Consider the following 22,436-nt stretch of genomic DNA (forward strand, 5'->3'; position numbering starts at 1 on the left):
ATAGTGCAGGCCTAAGCACAAAGCCGATTCCAGACGCAATTATGCCGAGGCATAATTGATCAAAAAATGCATTGATGAGGACATGAATTTTGTGTATCAGCTTTTAGAGAGGGAAGTCATTGGCTGTAAGCTTCCTAGTTCGAGCACATCATTTACTACCTACTGAGCAGCGAAAGGGAAAATCTTTCGCCGGTCCCTAGCCCGTTAGCTAGCCTTGAGCTTCGTCTGACTATAAAAAGTCGGAAGAAAGAAGGGTGGAACCACGAGCATACGCTTCGTCCCTTTCGTAGGGACGGAGCTTTTTTATTTTCCAGGGATTCGATCATGCATCACTATAAGACTATAAGGAGTGCAAACAAAATGTCAGATATGATTAAATTAACTTTCCCAGATGGCGCTGTAAAGGAATTTGCAAAAGGTACATCTACTGATGACGTGGCATTATCAATCAGCCCAGGACTTCGAAAAAAAGCATATGCTGGTAAAGTAAATGGTGTCTTAGTGGATTTAAAAACACCGATTGAAGAGGACGCTACAATCGCAATTATTACACAAGATGATGAGGAAGCACTTGAAATCCTACGTCACTCTACTGCGCACTTAACAGCACAAGCGATTAAGCGTTTATTCCCAGACGTTAAACTTGGTATTGGTCCAGTTATTGAAGGTGGTTTCTACTACGATATTGATGCACCAACTCCAATCACAGCTGAAGACTTACCAGCAATTGAAAAAGAAATGAAAAAGATTATCGCTGAAAACCTAGAGATCGAGCGCAAAAATGTTAGCCGTGCAGAAGCACAAGGAATCTATCAAGAAATCGGCGATGAATATAAATTAGAATTACTTGAAGCGATTCCGGCTGATGAACAAGTTTCTATTTATCATCAAGGTGAATTTTTCGACCTTTGCCGCGGTATCCACGCACCATCAACTGGTAAGCTTCGTGAGTTCAAACTTCTTTCATTAGCGGGTGCTTACTGGAGAGGTAACTCAGATAACAAAATGCTTCAACGTATTTATGGTACAGCATTCTTTAAAAAAGAAGAATTGAAACATCACCTACAAATGCTTGAAGAAGCAAAAGAACGTGATCACCGTAAAATCGGTAAGGAATTAGAATTATTTACAACTTCTCAAAAAGTTGGCCAAGGCTTACCACTATGGCTACCAAACGGTGCGACAATCCGTCGTGTCATTGAGCGCTATATCGTGGATAAAGAAGTATCTCTTGGTTATAAGCATGTTTACACACCAGTACTTGGTTCTAAAGAGCTTTATCAAACTTCAGGTCACTGGGATCACTACCAAGATTCTATTTTCCCACCAATGGAGATGGACAATGAAACATTAATTATGCGTCCGATGAACTGTCCTCACCATATGATGGTGTACAAAAATAGCATGCATTCTTATCGTAACCTACCATTACGTATTGCGGAGCTTGGTACAATGCACCGTTATGAAATGTCAGGCGCAGTTTCTGGCTTACAACGTGTACGTGGGATGACTTTAAACGATGCACATATCTTCGTTCGTCCAGATCAAATTAAAGCGGAATTCCAAAAAGTAGTACAGTTAATTTTAGAGGTTTACAAGGACTTTGATTTAAACGATTACTCGTTCCGTTTATCTTATCGCGACCCAGCAGATACTGAAAAATACTTCGATGATGATGCAATGTGGGAAAAAGCACAAAGTATGTTAAAAGAGGCAATGGATGAGCTTGGCTTAGATTACTTCGAAGCTGAAGGTGAAGCTGCATTCTACGGTCCTAAACTTGACGTACAAGTAAAAACTGCAATTGGTAAAGAAGAAACTTTATCAACAGTGCAGCTTGATTTCTTATTACCAGAGCGCTTTGACTTAACTTATGTTGGAGAAGATGGTAAACCACATCGTCCAGTTGTTATTCACCGTGGTGTTGTATCAACAATGGAACGTTTCGTAGCCTTCTTAATTGAAGAATATAAAGGTGCATTCCCAACATGGTTAGCACCAGTACAAGTTGAAGTCATCCCAGTTTCAAACGAAGCACACTTTGATTATGCAAAACAAATTGAAGAGCAATTAAATGCTGCAGGCTTACGCGTTGAAATGGATGACCGTGAAGAAAAACTAGGCTACAAAATCCGTGAAGCACAAATGAAAAAAATTCCGTATATGCTTGTTATCGGAGACAAAGAAGTAGAGGCTGGTGGCGTAAACGTACGTCGCTATGGCTCAAAAGATTCAGAAACAATTAGCTTCCAAGACTTCCTAGCAAACATTAAAGCAGAAATTACAAAATAATTTTGTCGGCGAATTCGATCAGATTGAAAAAGAATTAGAATTCGCCGGGCAAGATCATCAAAAGTTTGGAATGACATTTGTTAGAACGTATTTATATAGGTTGATTGGAGTGGAGGCTAGGCGACTCCTTGGGGATTAGCAATAGAGGAGTGAAGGCTAAAAACATCACGTCCTGTGATAACGCCTTCGGGACCAACATCGGTAAAGCGCCTAGTCAACCTCACGTTATGATGAAAACCATTATAATAGTTTAGATTAAAAGTTTTTAGGTTACTTTATTAATAAATAAGCTGAAAAACATTTGACAGCTTATGAAGTACATGCTAATATGATTAAGGTTAATGAATACAAAGTTTGTGGTTGAAGTAGAGGCTGCCCGCTTCTCACCTGATACAACGCTCTTGGGCTGTGAACAGGTATGACACGTTGAATTGTTTTGCGCAGACTTGCGCATGCACATATAGCGGGCGGACATCTTCAAAATGTCCGCCCTTTTTTTATGGACATGACAAGAGGATGTACCGTTCAACCGGGCAAGGCTTTGCCCAAACCATGTATTCGCGACAACTACTTGGAGGTGGATTACTATTAGCAAAGACATGTATGTAAACGAAGGCATTCGCGCACGTGAACTTCGATTAATCGATCACAATGGTGACCAGCTTGGTGTAAAGACACGTAATGAAGCGCTAGAAATCGCCACTCGTGTAAACTTGGATCTTGTCCTTGTGGCCCCTCAAGCCAAGCCGCCAGTCGCTCGTATCATGGACTATGGTAAATTTAAGTTTGAACAGCAAAAGAAAGACCGTGAAATTCGTAAAAATCAAAAGGTCATCGTAATGAAAGAGGTTCGTCTGAGCCCATCAATCGATGAGCATGATTTCCAAACGAAGTTACGTAACGCGATTAAATTCCTTGAAAAAGGTGATAAGGTTAAATGTAGCTTACGTTTCAAAGGTCGTGCGATTACACATAAAGACATTGGTCAACGTGTGTTAGATCGTTTTGCTGAAGCTTGTGCTGAAGTATCAACGGTTGAACAAAAACCGAAGATGGAAGGCCGAAGCATGTTCTTAGTTCTTCAACCAAAGAACGAGAAATAATATTAGACGAACAGTTTAGGAGGAATTCGACATGCCAAAAATGAAAACTCACCGTGGAGCTGCGAAACGTTTCAAAAAAACGGGTTCAGGTAAATTAAAATATGACCGTGCTTATGGAAGCCACTTATTCGCAAACAAATCTACAAAACAAAAACGTCACCTACGTAAAGCAAATATCGTTTCATCTGGTGACTTCAAACGCATCAAATCATTACTTGTTTACATGAAATAATTTGACTACAAAAACAAAATACTAACATTCATTTTTAAATGAAAAGCAGGAGGTAATTCATATGCCACGCGTAAAAGGCGGAACAGTGACGCGCAAACGTCGTAAAAAAGTATTAAAATTAGCTAAAGGTTACTATGGTTCAAAACATACATTATACAAAGTTGCTAACCAAGCAGTAATGAAGTCAGGTCAATATGCATACCGTGACCGTCGTCAGAAAAAACGTGATTTCCGTAAATTATGGATCACTCGTATCAACGCAGCTGCTCGCATGAACGGTCTTTCATACAGCCGTTTAATGCACGGTTTAAAAGTTGCTGGTATCGAAGTTAACCGTAAAATGTTAGCTGACCTAGCTGTAACTGATGCAGCAGCATTCACTCAATTAGCTGACACTGCAAAAAAAGCAGTAGCTAAGTAATTTTTGACAAAGTCAAAATTACTTCTGCACCGAAAGCGAAGCGACAGGTGCAAAAGTTATTAAAAGACTGATGGATTTTTCCGTCAGTCTTTTTTTGTGTTAGAGTAGTAGGAAATAGAAAATTAAAAGGAGTACTCAATGGGACAAGCATTATTAGCTTATATGGCAATTGTTTCTATAGTCCTGCTCATAATGATGGGCATGGATAAATCAAAAGCGAAAAAGCATGAATGGCGTATTGCAGAACGTACGTTGTTTACATTAGCAATTGCTGGGGGTGCAGTAGGTGGTGTGCTAGGAATGTATTTATTCCGTCATAAAACACGCCATAACAGCTTTGCATTTGGCTTCCCGCTGCTAGCAGCTATTCAAATTTTTATCATAGTACAAATATGGTGATAAATCGTAAAAACATTCCGATAAAACTTAAAAATGTTCCGATAAATCACGAAAACATTCTGATAAAACTCGAAAACATTCCGATAAATAAAACACATCCTCATTATGAGGATGTGTTTTGCATAAGCTTTTCAATGGGTTGCTTCCAATTTATTTTTGCGTTTGGATAGTTCAATAGGATTTCTTGCTGTAGATATTCAAAGTCACTTTTCGTAAAACCTTGCAGTGCAGCGGCGTCACGGGCACCAACAAAAATCGTAACAACCTCGAAGGCATCCTCAGTAGTACCAAGGTATTTTTCACCTTCGAAAAGAGCACCCTTATAAGAAATAAAGAAATTTTTTCGGACATTTTTGACGTCATCATAAAAATAGTATTGGCCTTTTTCATAGGCTTCATCAAGTTTTCGCTTAGGATCGGTTATATAACGAATCGCTTTATAAAATACATAGATAATAAGCGCAATAACAGCAAGACGAATCAGTAACGGCAACATTTTTAATTTCCCCCTTGAAGAAAGGTTATTCCTTCCTATACGATTGGAGGGGGCAATTAGTTTCACTTTTTATAAATATTTTTAAGAAATTTAGGAGGAAAAAATGAATTTACAACAATTGTTTAAAATGCAGAAAGAACTTGATGATTTTATCGAGAAAACACAAAATATTGAACGTGATGTATTTAAAGAAAAAGGTTTAGCTTTAATGGTAGAGCTAGCTGAACTAGCAAATGAAACACGCTGTTTTAAGTTTTGGAGCACAAAGGGGGCTTCAGAGCGTGATGTGATTTTAGAGGAATATGTGGATTCGATTCATTTTATTTTATCACTTGGCTTATTAAAAGGTTATACAGCGATAGACAAATGGCCAGTGATTGAAGAGAAGAGAGATTTAACAGAGACATTTTTAATGACACAAGACGATATTTTAAAGTTTATTAGTCAACCGACAGAGGATAGATATTTAGCTATCTGGCAATGCTATGGATTAATTGCATACAATCTAGGCTTTACGTTTGAGGATGTTGTTGCGGCATATATAGAGAAAAATGAAGAAAATTATAATCGTCAGCGTTCAGGATATTAATGTGAGAAATACACCAATTTTCTGACGATTAAGCTAGGAATATTTCGGTAAACGAAGTATAATAGAGAAGATACAAGAGTCAGGAGGCAAAAGGATGACACAGCTAGATTCAACATTACAAATGTTTAAAGATTTAACAGATGCGAATGGTATTGCAGGTAATGAACGTGCACCACGCGAGGTTATGAAAAAGTACATTGGACCATATGCAGACGTAGTTGAAACAGATAATTTAGGTAGCGTCATTGCTAAAAAGGTTGGCGATGAAAATGGCCCTAAAATTATGGTTGCAGGCCATTTAGATGAAGTAGGCTTCATGGTTACTCAAATCGATGACAAAGGGTTTATCAAATTCCAAACTGTAGGCGGTTGGTGGAGCCAGGTTATGCTTGCACAGCGTGTAACAATTACAACACGTAAAGGTGATGAAATTATTGGGGTTATTGGTTCAAAGCCACCTCATATTTTACCAGCAGATGTGCGTAACAAAGTGGTAGACATTAAAGATATGTTTATCGATGTTGGTGCGGCTTCAAAAGAAGATGTGCTTGAATGGGGCGTACGTCCTGGCGATATGGTGACACCGTATTTTGAATTTAATGTGATGAAAAACGAAAAGTACTTATTAGCAAAAGCATGGGATAACCGCATTGGTTGTGCAATTGCAATAGATGTGATGAAAGCATTGCAAAATGAAAAGCATCCTAACATCCTTTATTCTGTAGGGAACGTACAAGAGGAAGTTGGGCTTCGTGGTGCGAAAACGGCTACATATAAAATCCAACCTGACATTGGCTTTGCTGTCGATGTAGGTGTAGCAGGAGACACACCAGGGGTAACTGCAAAAGAATCAACTAGTAAAATGGGCGCTGGTCCACAAATTGTTGTCTACGATGCATCAATGGTGTCACACCGTGGCTTACGTGAATTCGTATTAGATGTGGCTGATGAGCACAATATTCCATATCAATTCGAGGCAATGGCTGGTGGCGGTACAGACGCTGGCTCTATCCACGTAACAGCAAATGGTATACCAGCACTATCAATCGGTATTGCTACACGCTATATCCACTCACATGCAGGTATTTTACATCGTGATGATTATGATAACGCTGTAAAATTAATGGTGGAAGTTATTAAAAAATTAGACCGTGATGCAGTCAATAAAATTATTTTTGACTAAGCATATTATAATTAAAACAGCCCTCAATCTTAAATGTTTGAGGGCTGTTTTATGTCGATAAATTCAAAATCTTTATCGATAAATTCACATTATCGCTCGATAAAAATAAAAAGTGAAGAATTTCAATGTGTATTTATATAAAGCATCTATTTAACTTGTAAAAGCTGTAATATATCTTTCCCAATTTGCCCAGGGTTTGTCGCCAATATAGAAGAGCGATAATTTGATAAAACAACGACGCCTGTTTGTCGTGTTTTATCAAACCCTAAATAACTAGAGAAGCCTTTTGTTGAACCGTTATGCCAAATAATATTGTCTTCAAGAAACCACCCTAAGCCAATGCTCAAATCTTTTGACATAGTATTAGTAGCTTGGTGTGTGAATGTATAACCTAAATTTTCATCACTTAAATGTACTTTCATAAATTTTAAAAGATCATTAACAGTTGAACGGACTGCCCCTGCTGCCATAAAGTCATTCATTTGGAGCGGGGGCTTTTTATGTCCTAGGATCGTGTAGCCTTGCAATACCGCCTCTGCTTGATCAGAAGGGATAGAGATAAATGTATTTGGCATATCTAAAGGATCTGTTAATCTTTGTTTAATAGCTGTTTCATAATCAGTATGCAGTGTATTGGCTAAAATATATCCTAAAAGCCCCATTCCTACGTTAGAATATCTAAATTTAACTTTTGGCTCGTCGGTGTGTGTTTTAAAATAATGTATAGTTTCGTTCAGTGAATATTGACAAAAAGGATCACGAGGTGTTTGCGCGTCAAAAACATTGTAAATGTTCTTCAGCACACCTATTCCTGGTAGTCCAGAAGTATGATTTGCTAAACGTTTGAGTGTGACGGGATGATTGTCTGGAATTGCGGAAAAATATTTACCAAGGGAATCTTCTACATGGACTTTTCCCTCCTGAATCATTTCCCCTAAAATGGATGTAGTCAAAACTTTAGAAATCGATCCAACTTCATATATATAAGGCTTTTCTTCCAACATAAAATCCGAGCCACTGAAAGTAAAAGTAGCTTCTTGGCCTTGATAAATGATACCAATGGATAAGGCAACATTTGGACGAGTTTTTATATAGGGAAAAGCAATTTTAAATATGTCCTTCTTTAAATCATGTAAATCCACAATAGTTCCTCCATTAAGAACACTTATTTTTTCCTGCTCCATTGAAATAATAGAATGTAATTTCAAAAGTATGTGCTTTAATTGTAACAAATCTAGCTTTGTATAATTTTTTATAAATAATAGCAAGCTTAATTTCCTCCTGCTTTTGAAAATAAATATGTCCTCGTTCATCTAGCTATATAATAACCTCTCTATGATCCTTTTTATATCATTGTTCTTTTTCTTGCTCCAGCCAATTTACTAATTGGCTAACAGCGCCTGCGGATGTATCCATTAACTTTGTTAATAAGTTTGAACGGACCATTCGTCTGAAGAGGACTTAAAAGATGCACCAATTCCTTATCCGTATATTTTACCACCTGAATACCTAATATATATTAATTATTACCAATAGTGCAATTCTCTTAAATATGCGATTGAAGATGAAATATGCATAAATATTCGATTATCCGCATCTCAGACACATTTAAAGATAAAATTATAATTTTCGAAAATAAACATAAAAATTCAGTTGATTTTATATTTATGCATGTTATACTAAACTCAACAGCAACGAAACAAGGAGCGAAGGCTATGAAATTACTCGAAGAAGTGCAGTTAAAGTTAGTGTCTAGCTTAAAAGGTAAGGACCTATTAACCTTACTAGACTATACAAGTGAAGAGGTTCAACAGTTAGTTGAATTAGCGACACAGCTGAAAATAATTACAAAAGAAGGGAAATGTCCGAAGCTACTAGAAGGTAAGACACTCGGCATGATCTTTGAAAAACATTCAACTCGTACTCGTATTTCATTTGAAGTAGGCATGAATCAATTGGGTGGAAAAGGTATGTTTATGCATGCGCGTGATTTGCAGATTGGACGTGGTGAATCGATTTATGATACAGCACATGTGTTATCAGGCTATTTAGATGGTATTATGATTCGCGCGAACTCTCATGCTATGGTGAAGGAGCTAGCAGATCATGCATTTATACCAGTAATAAATGGACTAACGGATATTTATCACCCATGCCAAGCCTTAGCGGATTTAGAAACAATCGCTGAAAATAAAGGTGAACTAAAAGGACTTAAAATTGCATATGTTGGAGATGGCAACAACGTGGCGCACTCATTAGTAGTCGCTTCTGCACATGTAGGAATGAACGTGGCAGTGGCGACACCAGTTGGCTATGAATGTGATGCAGAGGTTATCGCAAAAGCGCAGGCTATCGCAGCAGCAAATGGTAGTACTATTATAATTACAAACGATCCTATAGATGCGGTTATAAACGCGGATGTAGTGTACGCTGATGTATGGACGTCGATGGGGCAAGAAGAGGAGGCTGCAAAACGACTAGAAGACTTTGCAGATTATCAAATTAATGATGAACTTGTCGCATACGCAAAACCGAATTATATGTTCCTGCACTGTTTACCAGCTCATCGTGAAGAAGAAGTAGCGTCATCTGTTATTGATGGCCCAAATTCCTATATCTTTGAGCAAGCAGAAAATAGACTTCATGCACAAAAAGCGGTGCTTGCATCAATTCTAGCTTAATAGTATGAACTTTATTTGTTCTGCGTAGAGCAAGCACAAATTTACTTTAGGGCATATGCTTTCGGTTTGAGAAGTATTATATAGACAGAGTTCACATTGGCAACAGGGGGTGTCAATGTGAATAGCATAACAGTGGTACGCAGACAGAGGGATGCAAACCACGCGCGATGTATGTTGTCAAGGTGGATGACCACATCGCTACATAGTGAAAGTAACCTGGGAGACGCTAGGTTACTTTTTTTCTTGTTGCGTTGCCATTCGCGGGTATTTACTTTCATTCAGATACATTATTAAAATTTAAACCTAGTTTTCCAATCTTTTATAGAGAATAAAAACGATTATCTATATAATAGGATAAATAAGTAATTCGGGGAGGGCTTCAGGTGAACATTGACCATATCGAGGCATTTTTATATGTAGTGCATTATAAAAGTATTCATAAGGCCGCAAATGCATTGTTTTTATCTCAACCAACTGTGACGGCTCGTATTAAATCATTGGAACGAGAGCTAAATGTTGAATTATTTCATCGTGATGGGCGAAGTGTAATATTATCGGATAAAGGCAAAGACTTTGTACCATTTGCGACACAGATTGTACAAACCTTCCAGCAAGGAAAGAAGCAGTTAGAGGAAACGCAGGAGTCTGATGAGGTGTGCATCGGGACAAACGGGGTCACAGCTCAATATTTTTTAGCGTACGCATTACCTAAATGGAAGAATGACTTTCCACATTTGCGCTTTCAGATAATCACAGGTTCAACAGCAGTGATTTTAGAAAAGCTGCAAAGTCATCAAATCCATCTCGGCCTTATTCAATACGTGCATAGAGAAGGAATTTGCAATGAGCTATTGCTAAGTAATGCAGTCAAACTTGTGATGCATCACGAGCATCCCTTTAAACAACAAAAACAAATTAAAGCAAAGGAACTAGCACAACAGAAAATGGTGTTTTTTGAATGTGGGGCTTTTGATTGGAATTATGTGCATAAAATGTTTGAGGTAGAGGGCGTAACAGCAAATATTGAAGTGCGAACGGATCATTTAGAAGTAGCGAAAGAATTTATCCGCACGAAAGAATATATGAGCTTCTTACCACATCTCTGTGTAAAAAAGGAGCTTGAAAGTGGGGAATTTGTTGAGATTGATGTTAAGCATTTACTTGATATGAATCAACACATTTTTTTAACGTATAAAAATAAAGAGACGCTGGCACCAGCATTTTGGAAAACAATAGTAGAAACAGCTGTGCAGTTTGAAAGCATTCAAGAAAATCTGAATTGATAAAATTTTTTATAAGTTAATAAATTTTTTTCTATTATGTAGCCTATTGCAAACTGTATAAATGAACTGTATTATCTTCCTCAATCCTATTTTATTTATGAGTACCTATAAATAAAATATTTTTTTAAACATAAAACATACTTAACCACTATGTTTAGTAAAAATAAAATTTGAGGAGGAACAAATATGGTGAGACAGGACAAAATTCGATTCGGGGCTATTATTCATGGTGTAGGTGGTAATATTTCAAGTTGGCGTCATCCTAAGGTGGCTAGCAATCAAAGTGTAAGCTTGCCGTTTTATATTCAGCAGGCACAAAAGGCAGAGCAGGGGAAGTTTGATGTTGCTTTTATTGCGGATGGTTTGTTCATCAATGAAAAATCGATTCCTCATTTTTTAAATCGTTTCGAGCCAATAACAATTCTTTCGGCGTTAGCAGTAGCAACTAAAAATATTGGATTAGTAGGTACTGTATCAACTTCCTATAGCGAACCATTTACAGTGGCACGTCAATTTGCCTCTTTGGATCATATTAGCGGGGGCCGTGCAGGATGGAACGTCGTAACGACACCATTAGAAAGCACTGCCTTGAACTACAATAAAACAATTGAGCAGCATCCTAGTCACGCAGAGCGCTATCAAATTGCTGAGGAATATTTAGAAGTAGCAAGGGGATTGTGGGATTCATGGGAAGATGATGCTTTCATTGCAGATGTAGAAAATGATGTATTTTTCGATTCAACTAAGCTACACACATTAAATCATCAGGGCAACTATTTTTCAGTTCAAGGTCCGCTAAATATTGCACGCTCTAAGCAGGGGCAGCCTGTTATTTTCCAAGCGGGTTCTTCAGATGCGGGTATTCGATTAGCGGCAAAAGATGCAGACGCCATTTTCACACATGGTTCGTCGCTAGAAGAGTCACAGAAATTTTATAAAAGGCTAAAGACTGAGGTTGAAGCATTTGGACGCAATCCAGATGAAGTGAAAATTTTCCCAGGAATCTCTCCGATTATTGGCGATACGCTTGAGGAAGCTGAAGCAAAGTATCAGGAAATCGTTGAGCTCGTTTCAATAGAACGTGCACTTGCTTATCTTGGTCGATATTTCGATCATCATGATTTTACACAATATGATGTAGATGCACCGTTCCCAGAGCTTGGTGATATTGGAGCAAACAGCTTTAGAAGTACGACCGATTATATTAAAAAATATGCCAAACAAGAGGGGCTAACATTGCGACAAGTTGCTTTACGAGAGGCAACCCCAAAAACAGCATTCTTTGGTACAGCAGAGCATGTTGCTGACCTCGTGCAGAAATGGTTTGAGCAAGAGGCAGCTGATGGCTTTATTATAGGTGTTACTGTACCTGGAGCACTGGAGGATTTTGTAGATAAGGTTGTGCCGATTTTACAAACAAGAGGGCTATACCGTGAAGAATATGAGGCAGACACATTACGTGGCAACTTAGGTTTACCATTTAAAGAAAGCCGTTATATCAAACAGTCCGTCTGAAAACCTAGTAAATATATATGAATAAATGTAATTAAGGAGGCAATATATGAGCTATTCATTAGGCATATTAGATCAAAGCCCTATTATTGAGGATGCAACAAACGAACAGACCTTACAAAAAACAGTGACTCTAGCTCAAAAAGCAGAGCAATTGGGCTACACACGTTTTTGGGTGTCAGAGCACCATAATACGGATACATTAGCAGGGTCATCTCCAGAGGTATTAGTTTCTTATCTCCTTGCTAAAACAAAGTCTATCAATATTGGGTCGGGTGGAGTGATGCTACAGCACTACAGCCCATACAAAGTAGCAGAAAATTTTCATGTTCTCGCATCGTTAGAGCCAGGGCGCGTTGATTTAGGCATAGGAAAGGCACCGGGCGGTTTACCCCTCTCTACGAAGGCATTGCAATATGGCATGCTCAATATTGGTGAAGATTTTGAGGAAAGATTAATATTTTTACAGCAATTAATTGACCAAACCGTACCGTCGGAACACGAGTTATATGGAATACAGGCAACACCGATTCCAAAGGTAAAGCCTGCATTATTTTTACTGGGGGCAAGTCCACAAAGTGCCGCTCTTGCAGGTAAGCTAGGCATTGCGTTCGTCTTTGCTCGATTTATTAATAGTGACAATGATGTGTTAGCTCAAGCAGCTACAGCTTATCGCACGCATCATCCAAACGGTCATTTTGCCGTCTCCATCGCGGCACTTGCAGCTCCTACAAAAGAGGAAGCAAAAGAGTTAATTGGTGATCAAAAAATTACGAAGGTGCATTTAGCGAGTGGTAGAAGCCTAACCTTACAATCGGTAGAGTTAGCAGAGAAATTTGGTCAGGAATCTGGAGAGACTTTTACGGTGAAGCAGTATGATGCAGATATTTTATATGGTACTCCAGAAGATATTAAAACGATATTAGATGACTATCATGTGCGCTATCAAATTGATGAGTTTATCTTGCATACGCCTATACTGAAGGAATTTGAACGAGAACGATCATTTGAGCTATTAAGTCCAGTCTATTTACATTTACAGCAAAAAGAAGCGGTAAGCTAAGGAGGAAATGCACATGGCAAAAAACATAGATGTAATTGTTTGGTCAAAGCAAGGTTGTAGTTATTGTGATGAAGTGAAAACGTATTTACAACAACAAGGTATTTCTTACAAAACAGTGGATATAACACATAATGACGCATTCCGTGACATCCTTGAAGTAAAATATGGTGTCCGTTATGTTCCGGTTGTCGAAATAGGCTCAAATGGTGTCTTTAAAGCAGTAACAGAAATAGGACTGGAGCATTTAAAAGCAGCACTTGCTGTTGATATACCGTCGCATGCTTAAGAAGAGAGGGATTTTATGAAAAAATTATCGTTTTATTTACTATTGTTGCTAGTTTTACTTTTAACAGCTTGTACAAGTACGGAAAAGTCCGAAGGGAATACTAGTGAAAATAATGCTGCACAGGGTGGAAAAGGTGTTCAAAAAATTATTGTTGGTACAGGTACACAATTTCCAAATATTTGCTTCATTGATGACAAGGGAAATTTAACTGGCTATGATGTGGAGCTTGTTCGCGCCATTGATGACAAGCTACCAGAATATGAATTTGAATTTAAAACAATGGAATTTTCAAATCTATTACTAAGTTTAGAGACAAGAAAAATTGACTTTATTGCCCATCAAATGGAAATCAATGATGAGCGAGAGGAGAAATTCTTATTTAATAAAGAGCCTTATAATGTATTCCCATTAAAGGTAACAGTCAATGCAAAAAACAATGATATTCAATCCATTGATGATGTAAAGGGGAAGAATATTAGTGTTTCACCAACAAGTAACTCTGCTGTCTTTATCGAAAAATACAATAAGGAGCATAACTTAGGTGCTAATATTGTGTATTCATCTGGCTCAGTCGATGTTAACAACCAACTTGCGACAGGTCGTATCGATGCAATCATTACAACACCCTTTGCAGTGAAGTATTATAACGAAAGCAATAAAGCGCAGCAAAAGGTTGTTGGAGATGCTTTATTAAATTCAAAAGTTTACTTTTTATTAAATAAAGACGAGGTTGTTTTACAGGAGCGACTTGATGATGCCATTCGAGAATTAAAGGCAGAAGGTGTCATTAGTGAGCTAAGTAAAAAATGGTTAGGTGACGATTATACGGTGGACTTCTAAACGAAACTGGAGGGGAAGAAGGAAGTATGGCCAATGACTTTGACTTTACGCTAATTGCAAAAGTACTTCCAATATTGCTTCAGTATTTACCAGTAACACTCGAAATTTTAGTGTTTGCCACTTTTTTTGGCATGCTGCTTGGTATAGTGATCGCCATTCCAAAGCTGTTACACATACCAGTTCTGAAGCAAATCATAACGATTTATATTTCGTTTATTCGAGGTACGCCGATTTTAGTGCAATTGTTTTTAGTGTTTTATGGTATACCAGCATTATTAAAGCTTGTGCATATTGATGTAACAAGAATGGATGCTATGTATTTTGTGATTATTACTTATACGTTGAGTAATGCTGCATCGTTTGCTGAGATTTTTAGAGCGGCTATTTTAACAGTTGATCGTGGACAAATGGAGGCAGCTTATTCAGTTGGATTAAGTGGAATACAGGCCTTTTTACGTATTGTGCTCCCTCAGGCGATTCGTGTTGCCTTTCCCAATATGGCAAATACGATGATTAATTCATTAAAGGATACTTCTTTAGCATTTTCAATTGGTGTCATGGATATGGTGGGGCGTGGAGAAACACTTATTGCTTCTACGACAAGGGCGCTGGAGATATATTTGGCGCTGTCCATCGTTTATTTTGTCATTGTTATGCTGTTAGAAAAGGTATTAAAGCTAAATGAACGGTATCTTAATCGATATATGCCAAAGGAAGCTGCATCTAGCTAGGGGGAAATGCTATGACAATAGATTTTGCTTTTATTTTTGAAGCTTTAATAGAAATTAGTAAAGTATTGCCGTTAACTTTGTTTATGACAGTTACACCTGTCATATTGGGCATTTTAATCGGCATAATAGTTGCTTTTGTTCGGATACAACAAATAAAAATTCTCGCACCAATGTTGAATTTTTACGTATCTTTTTTTAGAGGCACACCAATCATTATGCACATTATGCTTGTTTATTTTGGCATACCAATTGTGGTTGATGTTATTGCAAAGGCTTTAAAGATAGAGTATCAATCAAGCTCTATCCCTATTTTATTTTTTGTTATTTTGGCTTTGACGCTAAGTGCAGGAGCTTATGCCTCCGAAATAATTCGGTCTGGTATTTTAAGTGTACCTAAGGGACAGCTAGAGGCAGCTTATGCAGTCGGTTTAACATTTTCACAGGCGATGCGACGTTATATATTACCCCAAGCATTTAGTAAATCCATTCCTAACTTCACAAATGTTTTTATTGGATTCTTACATGCTACGTCACTAGCCTTTTTCCTTTCAGTTAAAGAGTTAACAGGAGTTGCGAATATCGTTGCTTCTATTAATTTAAAGTTTCTGGAGGCATTTATCGCTGTCGGTTTAATTTATTGGAGTGTTTCAGCTATCGTTGAATGGCTTGCACATCGTATTGAAAAAAGAGTAACTGCCTATAGCAAGGGCGGCATTTAAATTTAGTAAATAGAAAGGGGATCGACGATGACAGTAGCTGAAATAGTGATTGAACATTTGAAAGAGGAAGACTATACAAGGTATTTAGAAGTCCTAGTAGAAAGTTATGCACAGTATGAAAAAGAATATGAAAACCCAGAGAACTGGGCTTCCTACTTAAATGATATTCGGGCATCTGTTGGTAATCCTAATGCAGAAACAATTTTAGTGGCAAAGCGTGGCGATGAAATTTTAGGGGGACTGCAATTATTTACAGATGCTGAAAAAGCATACGGTTTACCAGAGCTTAACATACAGTCTACCATTGTGCGCTTACTTGGCGTGCATCCTAAAGGAAGAGGGCTAGGTGTTGCTAAAAAATTATTGCACGAAAGCTTCGCCTTTGCACGCAATCGTCAGGATCAAGCATTATATTTGCACTCAGGTGATATTATGCAGGCCGCTATTAATCTTTATTTATCCCTGGGCTTCGTAAGAGATGAATCTAAAGAGTTTAATAAGGGAGATAAGCTTGTAAAAAGTTTCCGCTATGATTTATAAATAAACCATGAGTACGGTGTCTATTTAGTATAATTTCTTGTTAAAAAATGCCATAGAAAAAGGATTTGTTAGTCCTTTTTCTATGGCATTTGCACTTAAATTAGCGCTTACGAAATTTTCCCATAGGCTAAGTATGGGAAAAAACCTTCAAGGAATCGTTCAGTTGCTGGCATAAAGTAAGAGCCGAAATGGAAATCAGGATCTAATGTTGTTATGATCCATGTTCCGCCAGTAGAGGCAGTGTCAACATATAAAACTGCACCACCATCTTCCGTCGATACTAAAATATCTGCATTGATGATACCAAGCGCATTAGGGACGGAGCGTAACAGTCGATAATCTCAAATAAGAAACACGGTCTCACCTTTCGTGGCGAGATCGTGTTTTATCTACATTACATATTGAAAATTTTCCCGGGATTCATAATATTATGTGGATCAAGTGCTGCCTTGATGCTTTTCATCACTAATAGAGATGTTCCGTGCTCTGTAGACTGATATTTCATTTTTCCAATACCAACACCATGTTCGCCAGTACAAGTACCACCACGTAGTAAGGCGTATTGGACAATATGTTCATTGAAGCGGTCCGCCTTTGCTTGCTCCTCAGCATCTTTTGGATCTAACATTAGCAAGGCATGGAAGTTACCGTCTCCAACGTGACCAACAATTCCGCCTGCAAGACCAACTTCCTCAAGCTGTTCACGAGCATATAAAACGGATTCTGCAAGCATAGAAATCGGCACACAAACATCAGTCGACATAAGCTTTTTCCCTGGGTAGGCATGGATATATGCATAGGCCAATGAATGGCGCGTCTCCCAGAGCTTATTACGAGCTGCATTGTCTTGTTCAAATTCAACAGAAAGACAGCCAAAGTCCTCAAAAATATCTTTAGCAAATTCTATATCAGCATGCATACCTGCTTCATTTCCGTGGAATTCTAAAAATAGTGTTGGTTTTTCATCATAGGATGTTTCATTATAAATATTTGCTTGTTTGATAGAGGCTTCATCGACCAGTTCAACACGGCCTATTGAAATACCCGCCTGTAACAATGCGGTTACTGCACTGACAGCATCGCCAACTGTCGCAAAGACTGCACGCCCCGCCGTTACAAATTCGGGTATACCATAGACTTGTAAAGTTAACTCTGTAAAGCAACCTAGCGTACCCTCAGAGCCAACAAAAAGGCCATTCAAGTGATAACCAGAAGAAGATTTTGCTGCTAAGTTACCGGTATGAATGACTGAACCGTCTGCGAGTACAACCTCTAGATCTCGTACTTGATCGCGCATAACACCATAGCGCACTGCGGTTGTTCCGCTGGCATTTGTCGCTGCCATTCCACCAAGTGTAGCATCAGCGCCAGGATCAACCGTGAATTGAAGTCCATGTTTTTTTAATTCTTTATTCAATTGCGCACGTGTTACACCTGGCTGTACTTTTACTAGCAGGTCATCTGGTCGAATTTCTAAAATAGCATTCATTTCAGAGAAGTCGATAGAAATCCCATTTGCAATAGGAATTGCATTTCCTTCCAAGCTTGAGCCAACACCAAAAGGTACGACTGGTACACGTTCTGCATGCGCAATTTTCAAGATGGCACTGACATCGGCTGTAGATCGAGGAAAGACAACGATATCTGGTAAGCTCATTGCATGATGAGATTCGTCCCTTCCATGTAGCTGTCGCATCGTTTCGTTTGTTGACACCTGTTCTTCAGATAAAACCTTTTTTAGTTGATTTACTATTAATTCTACAGCAACAGTCATTCCAATCCCTCCAAATTTTCTGATAAATTAAACTTTATCATGCATTTATGGGAAATGGAATGAACTGCCTATAAAAAATTAGTGAGCAAAGGCTTTTTCTAGTTTTTGAGTAAATTCATCCTGCTCAGCAGCACTAGATTGTTGCCACCATTTTTCAAAAAACACGCCAAGCCCTGGAAGTAAATGCTCCTCACCGCGGCTAATTGCATCTTCGACAATATCCTTAAACTCGGCCGCTGATTGACCATGTACGTTTGTCGTAATCGCATCTCTTATTTGAAAATTCATCTATTTCGCCTCCTTAGTAATAATTTGTCCAACCTTTTAAGAAATATGTATAGAATTACAGTTAAAAGATATGATTTTTGAAATATCATACTGTTGTTATGTATAAATATTAAAAAGGACTTATAAAAACTTTCTGATCATATTGACAAAAGGGGTGTTCGACATCTTCGTAGTATAATAATTAAGATAAAGGCACCTAGGAATAATGGACTGTGCACAAGTCGACAGGAAAATAGGATGACAATACAGCGTAATAATCAAAAGCTATCACCTGAACAACCTTTTGATGAAGTATTAGAATTAGTCCAGCCGATGATAACGTCGATTTTGTTAAAGTGCCAAATTTATAAGGATTTTGAGTATTATCGTCATATAGCATCCATAGCCGTGTGGGAGGCTTGGCATAAAGCGGACCCATCAAAAGGGCTATTTTCCGCTTATATTTATACAACCGTTAAAGGAGAAATTTTAAAAGAACTTTCAAAGGAAAAGAGTTTTGAAAATATGAACACACCTATGGATAATGAAACGATAAATTATATTCGAGATCATGAAATGAGTGAAAGAAATCCTGTTCTTATAGAATGTATTATGTCTCATTTAAAATTTGAAGAAAGAAAAATACTACTACTTTTCTATGTAGAAGGTTATAGTTACTCGGAAATAGCTAAAGAACTATGTTTATCTGAGGCTGCAGTAAAAAAAAGACGTACAAGAATAATGATTAAGCTCCGTAAGCTGCTATCTTCTATAGACGAATAGAGCGATAAAGCAGCAAAAGTATGCTAATATCAAAATAAAATGAATATTAGCATACTTTTAATATTTGCATACAACTTCCAATAAAAATGCTATCATCTGTAAGAAGTCAAAAAAAAATACAATTTTTAATTCTATATTTCCGTTAGATAGGTAAAATTACCTATCTAATTTAAAAGATATATATTGGTATGGAGGGTTTCTGTTGGAGAAATGGTTGGATCAATTAGAGATAGAAAAGAAAGAGATTTGGTATATAGTATTACCATTATTGCTAGTCATTCCACTATTAGGTTTAAGTAATCAGATGTTTGGTATTTTTAAGGAAGAAAGCTACATATGTTTGAATTTGATTATACAAACACTAATTATTGTTTTTACAATGGCAATCGCTATTCAATCTTGGCTCGTTTTTTCACATTTATTATCAAATCAAACATTATACATAGGTAATTTATTTTTTATCATAGCTTTGTTGGAATTGGTGAGCATGGTTACCGCTCAAAATCCAATGGCTGAAACACAATATATGGAAATGTTTTTACATATAGTAATGCGTTTGTGCTTATCAATCGGTTTTCTATTTATTATTTTAAAGCAAAAAAAACGCTTAACGATGAATTATCGAATTTATACATATGGCAGTTCTTTATTATTTGTATTAGTGACCCTTTTTATAGTGTATTTATCTTCAAAGTATTCCTTGCTTGAAGAGCAATTGGTGTATAAAGCTGACGCGATTGTCCATCTATTGTCTGCTGTCTTACAAGGTGCAACGATAGTGATTTTAAGTAAGTATATAAAACAGTTGCCCAAACGAGTTATGTGGCTTATTAGCGCTGCCATTTATTTAATCATTAGTGATATTTTCTTTATTATCATTAAAGATTGGGAATCTATTTGGGGCTTTTCAGCACTTATTTATCAATTTTTTGCATTCTACTTTTTCCTAAAAGCAATCTATTATACAACGGTCGAAAAACCGTATCAGCAACTATTAAAAATAAAGCAAGACCTTGAGCAATCGCAGCAGGAGCTTCTCTTTCAAGCTTATCATGATGATATTACGCAGCTCCCAAATGAACATCTATTATTAAAAACCTTAAAAGAGGATTTAAATGCCAATAATCATCAAAAAGCAATCATTGCAATTGAGATTGATCGTCTTGCAGCCATCCGCTCATCTATAGGTATTAGCTATTCTAATAAAATGATGAAGCTAGTGGCCGAGAGAATACAAGCCATATTACCTCCTCATTATTTTGCTACAAAGCTTCGTGAGGGTCAGTTCATTATTTATGTTAATCATGTGAAGACATGTGAAGAGCTATTACAATTTTGCTTGAACTTAAAAAGTGCTATGCAAAAACCATTGCAAGTACAACTATTTTCACTCAATGGTAATCTTAATATTGGAATTGCTTTGCATGAAGAAGATTGCTCAGATGAAGAGTTTTTAATGCATGCTCAGTTAGCGATGCGGGAAGCGAGTCAAATACCTCAAAGATTTCTTTTTTATAAGCCATATATGTCAAATGGCATTGCTGATCGTATATTAATTGAGCAAGAGCTCCATAAGGCACTAGCTAATGAAGAATTTTATTTGGACTTCCAGCCTCAGGTGAATTTAAAAACTGGCAAAATTGAATCAGTAGAAGCGCTAGTGCGATGGCGTCATCCAACGCGTGGATTTGTTTCACCGGAGTTGTTCATCCCAATTGCAGAAGAATCTGGCCTTATTATTCCATTAGGGAAATGGATTTTAGAGACGGCATGCTCTCAAGCAAAGACATGGGAAGAGCAAGGTTTACCACCAATGAAGGTTGCCGTTAATTTATCTCTCGGGCAATTATTCCAGCAAGATTTAGTGCAAATGGTGCAAGAGATTTTACAACGAACAAATTTAGAACCAAAATATTTACAATTAGAAATCACGGAAAGTATGACAATGAATATCGATCAAATGACACAGCTACTGCATGAACTAAAGGCACTTGGTATCCAAATTGCTGTCGATGACTTTGGAACAGGGTATTCGTCGCTTTCATATTTAAAAGATTTTCCTATTGATTGTTTGAAAATTGACCGGACGTTTGTTCGAAATATTCAGCATAATCCGAATGATGAAGCACTAGTTTCTATGATTTTATCAATGGCAAAGCATTTGCGATTGAAGGTCGTTGCCGAGGGAATTGAAGAAGTAGAGCAACTTGCTTTCCTTATTGACGGTGATTGCGATTATATTCAGGGCTATTTATTTAGTAAGCCGATTTCTGCTGAACAAATTTCCAATAACTTCAAAGATTTGCACAATCGAGCAAGTGATATTTTAACAAAGCTTAAATATAAAGAGGATTACATAATTTAAAGTTGACGTTAAGAAAATATATAATAATTATTATTATGGCTCATCATCATAACATGGGGTTGATTTCCGTTCCGACTGGGCGGCGCGTCCGATGAGCCGCTTCACTCGCGTTGCGCGCTCCAGGGTCTCATCTGTGACGCTAATCCCCAAGGAGTCGACCAATCGGAACGAAGATCAACTTATATACAGGGAATACGTTTTAACAAATGTCATCCGCAACTTTTGGTGATGAATCATTATTGTGCTCTACCGCCATTTCATGGATTTTAGTATTGGCAATATGTATTTTCAAAAAGAAAAAATCTGCTTACTTCACCACTGTAAGTAAGCAGATTTTTATTATGAGGTTTAATGTACGAGGTACTCTTCCTTTAATTCTCCTATGGCCACTTCGGAGCGTTCCTCTAAAGAACGACGTAAATGAACAGTTGCTGTTTTACCATCATCATGAAGCTTGTCAATCCAGATAGATACGCCATTATAGCTTACTTCATATTCTAAAGGTGAGGTGACAATTTCTTGTGCACGTGTATAATCCACTTGAAGGCCCCCTTATTTTTTTGTCTTGCCTTCTTTAGTGACTGAGTTAATAAGGTCCGTAAACTCTTGTGAAAACTCTTCGTTAGCTTTTTCACTAGCTTTGTTTGGCGCTATTTTTTGGTTTTTTGGCGTTTGAGGTAATGACCCTTTATTTGCGCTTTTACCTTGCTTATTGTCTCTTCCCATGTTTAGTTTCTCCTTTCGTTTTGATATTTCTTAATATGGCTTTGAATCGATTTTTTTATCATGGGAAAAACTAGGGAAAGGTAAGGATTTAATGAAATGTTTAGAACATTTTTGGATTAATAGTAAATTCTTATATGCGCATACTAAGTCT

General features: G+C 37.4%; 24 protein-coding genes and 1 pseudogene. 18 read left to right on the forward strand and 7 right to left on the reverse strand.

Annotation, left to right across the window (positions count from 1 at the left end; all coding sequences use genetic code 11):
• Window positions 1-360 precede the first annotated feature (360 nt).
• The 5 genes from thrS (at window position 361) to AN161_RS00490 (ending at window position 4,447) form a co-directional block, all read left to right on the forward strand.
• A complete protein-coding gene (gene thrS / locus AN161_RS00470) occupies window positions 361-2,292 on the forward strand; it encodes a threonine--tRNA ligase (RefSeq protein ID WP_053592413.1) in 1,932 nt (643 codons plus the stop codon).
• Window positions 2,293-2,891: 599 nt separating this feature from the next.
• Window positions 2,892-3,395: a translation initiation factor IF-3 gene (gene infC / locus AN161_RS00475; RefSeq protein ID WP_025114499.1), complete on the forward strand. Its 504-nt coding sequence runs from the start codon at window positions 2,892-2,894 to the stop codon at window positions 3,393-3,395.
• 31 nt (window positions 3,396-3,426) lie between these two features.
• Window positions 3,427-3,627, forward strand: a complete 201-nt coding sequence (rpmI, locus tag AN161_RS00480; RefSeq protein WP_004226312.1) for a 50S ribosomal protein L35 — start codon at window positions 3,427-3,429, stop codon at window positions 3,625-3,627.
• A gap of 61 nt (window positions 3,628-3,688) precedes the next feature.
• Window positions 3,689-4,048, forward strand: a complete 360-nt coding sequence (gene rplT, locus AN161_RS00485; protein WP_053592414.1) for a 50S ribosomal protein L20 — start codon at window positions 3,689-3,691, stop codon at window positions 4,046-4,048.
• 138 nt (window positions 4,049-4,186) lie between these two features.
• The gene (locus AN161_RS00490) at window positions 4,187-4,447 is read left to right on the forward strand and encodes a DUF1294 domain-containing protein (RefSeq protein ID WP_053592415.1); all 261 of its coding nucleotides are present in this window, start codon (window positions 4,187-4,189) and stop codon (window positions 4,445-4,447) included.
• A 103-nt stretch (window positions 4,448-4,550) separates the two neighbouring features.
• Here AN161_RS00490 and AN161_RS00495 read toward each other — a convergent pair whose 3' ends face one another.
• Window positions 4,551-4,943 carry a hypothetical protein gene (locus AN161_RS00495; RefSeq protein WP_053592416.1) on the reverse strand — a complete coding sequence of 131 codons (393 nt, stop codon included), beginning with the start codon at window positions 4,941-4,943 and terminating at the stop codon, window positions 4,551-4,553.
• Window positions 4,944-5,046: 103 nt separating this feature from the next.
• Between AN161_RS00495 and AN161_RS00500 the strand changes: the two genes are divergently transcribed.
• Together AN161_RS00500 and AN161_RS00505 are read left to right on the forward strand one after the other, a co-directional pair.
• On the forward strand, window positions 5,047-5,532 hold the full coding sequence (locus AN161_RS00500; RefSeq protein ID WP_053592417.1) for a dUTP diphosphatase: 486 nt from the start codon (window positions 5,047-5,049) through the stop codon (window positions 5,530-5,532).
• 94 nt (window positions 5,533-5,626) lie between these two features.
• On the forward strand, window positions 5,627-6,715 hold the full coding sequence (locus AN161_RS00505; protein ID WP_053592418.1) for a M42 family metallopeptidase: 1,089 nt from the start codon (window positions 5,627-5,629) through the stop codon (window positions 6,713-6,715).
• 146 nt (window positions 6,716-6,861) lie between these two features.
• Here the strand turns inward: AN161_RS00505 and AN161_RS00510 are convergent, their stop codons facing one another.
• Window positions 6,862-7,857 (reverse strand): serine hydrolase domain-containing protein, encoded by a 996-nt coding sequence (locus tag AN161_RS00510; RefSeq protein ID WP_158002941.1) that lies wholly within the window; start codon window positions 7,855-7,857, stop codon window positions 6,862-6,864.
• Between the two features lie 573 nt (window positions 7,858-8,430).
• On the opposite strand from AN161_RS00510, the gene argF reads away from it, so the two are divergent.
• The 9 genes from argF to AN161_RS00555 all read left to right on the forward strand — a co-directional run bounded on the left by argF (window position 8,431) and on the right by AN161_RS00555 (window position 16,370).
• Window positions 8,431-9,396: an ornithine carbamoyltransferase gene (gene argF, locus AN161_RS00515; RefSeq protein WP_053592478.1), complete on the forward strand. Its 966-nt coding sequence runs from the start codon at window positions 8,431-8,433 to the stop codon at window positions 9,394-9,396.
• 383 nt (window positions 9,397-9,779) lie between these two features.
• The gene (locus tag AN161_RS00520) at window positions 9,780-10,679 is read left to right on the forward strand and encodes a LysR family transcriptional regulator (protein ID WP_053592420.1); all 900 of its coding nucleotides are present in this window, start codon (window positions 9,780-9,782) and stop codon (window positions 10,677-10,679) included.
• Between the two features lie 186 nt (window positions 10,680-10,865).
• Complete coding sequence (locus AN161_RS00525) at window positions 10,866-12,194, forward strand: LLM class flavin-dependent oxidoreductase (protein WP_053592421.1); 1,329 nt, start codon at window positions 10,866-10,868, stop codon at window positions 12,192-12,194.
• Window positions 12,195-12,240: 46 nt separating this feature from the next.
• Window positions 12,241-13,254: an LLM class flavin-dependent oxidoreductase gene (locus AN161_RS00530; protein WP_053592422.1), complete on the forward strand. Its 1,014-nt coding sequence runs from the start codon at window positions 12,241-12,243 to the stop codon at window positions 13,252-13,254.
• Between the two features lie 13 nt (window positions 13,255-13,267).
• Window positions 13,268-13,540, forward strand: coding sequence for a glutaredoxin family protein (locus AN161_RS00535; RefSeq protein ID WP_053592423.1), 273 nt, complete (start codon window positions 13,268-13,270; stop codon window positions 13,538-13,540).
• Window positions 13,541-13,555: 15 nt separating this feature from the next.
• Window positions 13,556-14,380, forward strand: a complete 825-nt coding sequence (locus AN161_RS00540; protein WP_053592424.1) for a transporter substrate-binding domain-containing protein — start codon at window positions 13,556-13,558, stop codon at window positions 14,378-14,380.
• Window positions 14,381-14,406: 26 nt separating this feature from the next.
• Window positions 14,407-15,111 carry an amino acid ABC transporter permease gene (locus AN161_RS00545; protein WP_053592425.1) on the forward strand — a complete coding sequence of 235 codons (705 nt, stop codon included), beginning with the start codon at window positions 14,407-14,409 and terminating at the stop codon, window positions 15,109-15,111.
• An 11-nt stretch (window positions 15,112-15,122) separates the two neighbouring features.
• Complete coding sequence (locus tag AN161_RS00550; protein ID WP_053592426.1) at window positions 15,123-15,830, forward strand: amino acid ABC transporter permease; 708 nt, start codon at window positions 15,123-15,125, stop codon at window positions 15,828-15,830.
• 27 nt (window positions 15,831-15,857) lie between these two features.
• The gene (locus AN161_RS00555) at window positions 15,858-16,370 is read left to right on the forward strand and encodes a GNAT family N-acetyltransferase (RefSeq protein ID WP_053592427.1); all 513 of its coding nucleotides are present in this window, start codon (window positions 15,858-15,860) and stop codon (window positions 16,368-16,370) included.
• 107 nt (window positions 16,371-16,477) lie between these two features.
• On the opposite strand, the pseudogene AN161_RS30410 reads toward AN161_RS00555, so the two are convergent.
• The 3 genes and pseudogenes from AN161_RS30410 to sspI all read right to left on the reverse strand — a co-directional run.
• Window positions 16,478-16,663 (reverse strand): annotated as a pseudogene (locus AN161_RS30410) (hypothetical protein); the annotation flags it as partial.
• 101 nt (window positions 16,664-16,764) lie between these two features.
• Window positions 16,765-18,144, reverse strand: a complete 1,380-nt coding sequence (locus AN161_RS00560) for an FAD-linked oxidase C-terminal domain-containing protein (protein WP_053592428.1) — start codon at window positions 18,142-18,144, stop codon at window positions 16,765-16,767.
• A gap of 78 nt (window positions 18,145-18,222) precedes the next feature.
• Complete coding sequence (sspI, locus tag AN161_RS00565) at window positions 18,223-18,432, reverse strand: small acid-soluble spore protein SspI (RefSeq protein ID WP_053592429.1); 210 nt, start codon at window positions 18,430-18,432, stop codon at window positions 18,223-18,225.
• 237 nt (window positions 18,433-18,669) lie between these two features.
• On the opposite strand from sspI, the gene AN161_RS00570 reads away from it, so the two are divergent.
• Together AN161_RS00570 and AN161_RS00575 are read left to right on the forward strand one after the other, a co-directional pair.
• Window positions 18,670-19,194 (forward strand): sigma-70 family RNA polymerase sigma factor, encoded by a 525-nt coding sequence (locus AN161_RS00570; protein WP_053592430.1) that lies wholly within the window; start codon window positions 18,670-18,672, stop codon window positions 19,192-19,194.
• A gap of 202 nt (window positions 19,195-19,396) precedes the next feature.
• A complete protein-coding gene (locus AN161_RS00575) occupies window positions 19,397-21,559 on the forward strand; it encodes an EAL domain-containing protein (protein WP_241774456.1) in 2,163 nt (720 codons plus the stop codon).
• A gap of 348 nt (window positions 21,560-21,907) precedes the next feature.
• Here AN161_RS00575 and AN161_RS00580 read toward each other — a convergent pair whose 3' ends face one another.
• Both AN161_RS00580 and AN161_RS30070 read right to left on the reverse strand, forming a co-directional pair.
• A complete protein-coding gene (locus AN161_RS00580; RefSeq protein WP_053592431.1) occupies window positions 21,908-22,099 on the reverse strand; it encodes an H-type small acid-soluble spore protein in 192 nt (63 codons plus the stop codon).
• A 12-nt stretch (window positions 22,100-22,111) separates the two neighbouring features.
• Complete coding sequence (locus tag AN161_RS30070) at window positions 22,112-22,285, reverse strand: hypothetical protein (protein ID WP_198926823.1); 174 nt, start codon at window positions 22,283-22,285, stop codon at window positions 22,112-22,114.
• Window positions 22,286-22,436 lie beyond the last annotated feature (151 nt).

Origin of the sequence: Lysinibacillus sp. FJAT-14222, assembly GCF_001278875.1 — a bacterium.
GTDB lineage: Bacteria > Bacillota > Bacilli > Bacillales_A > Planococcaceae > Lysinibacillus > Lysinibacillus agricola.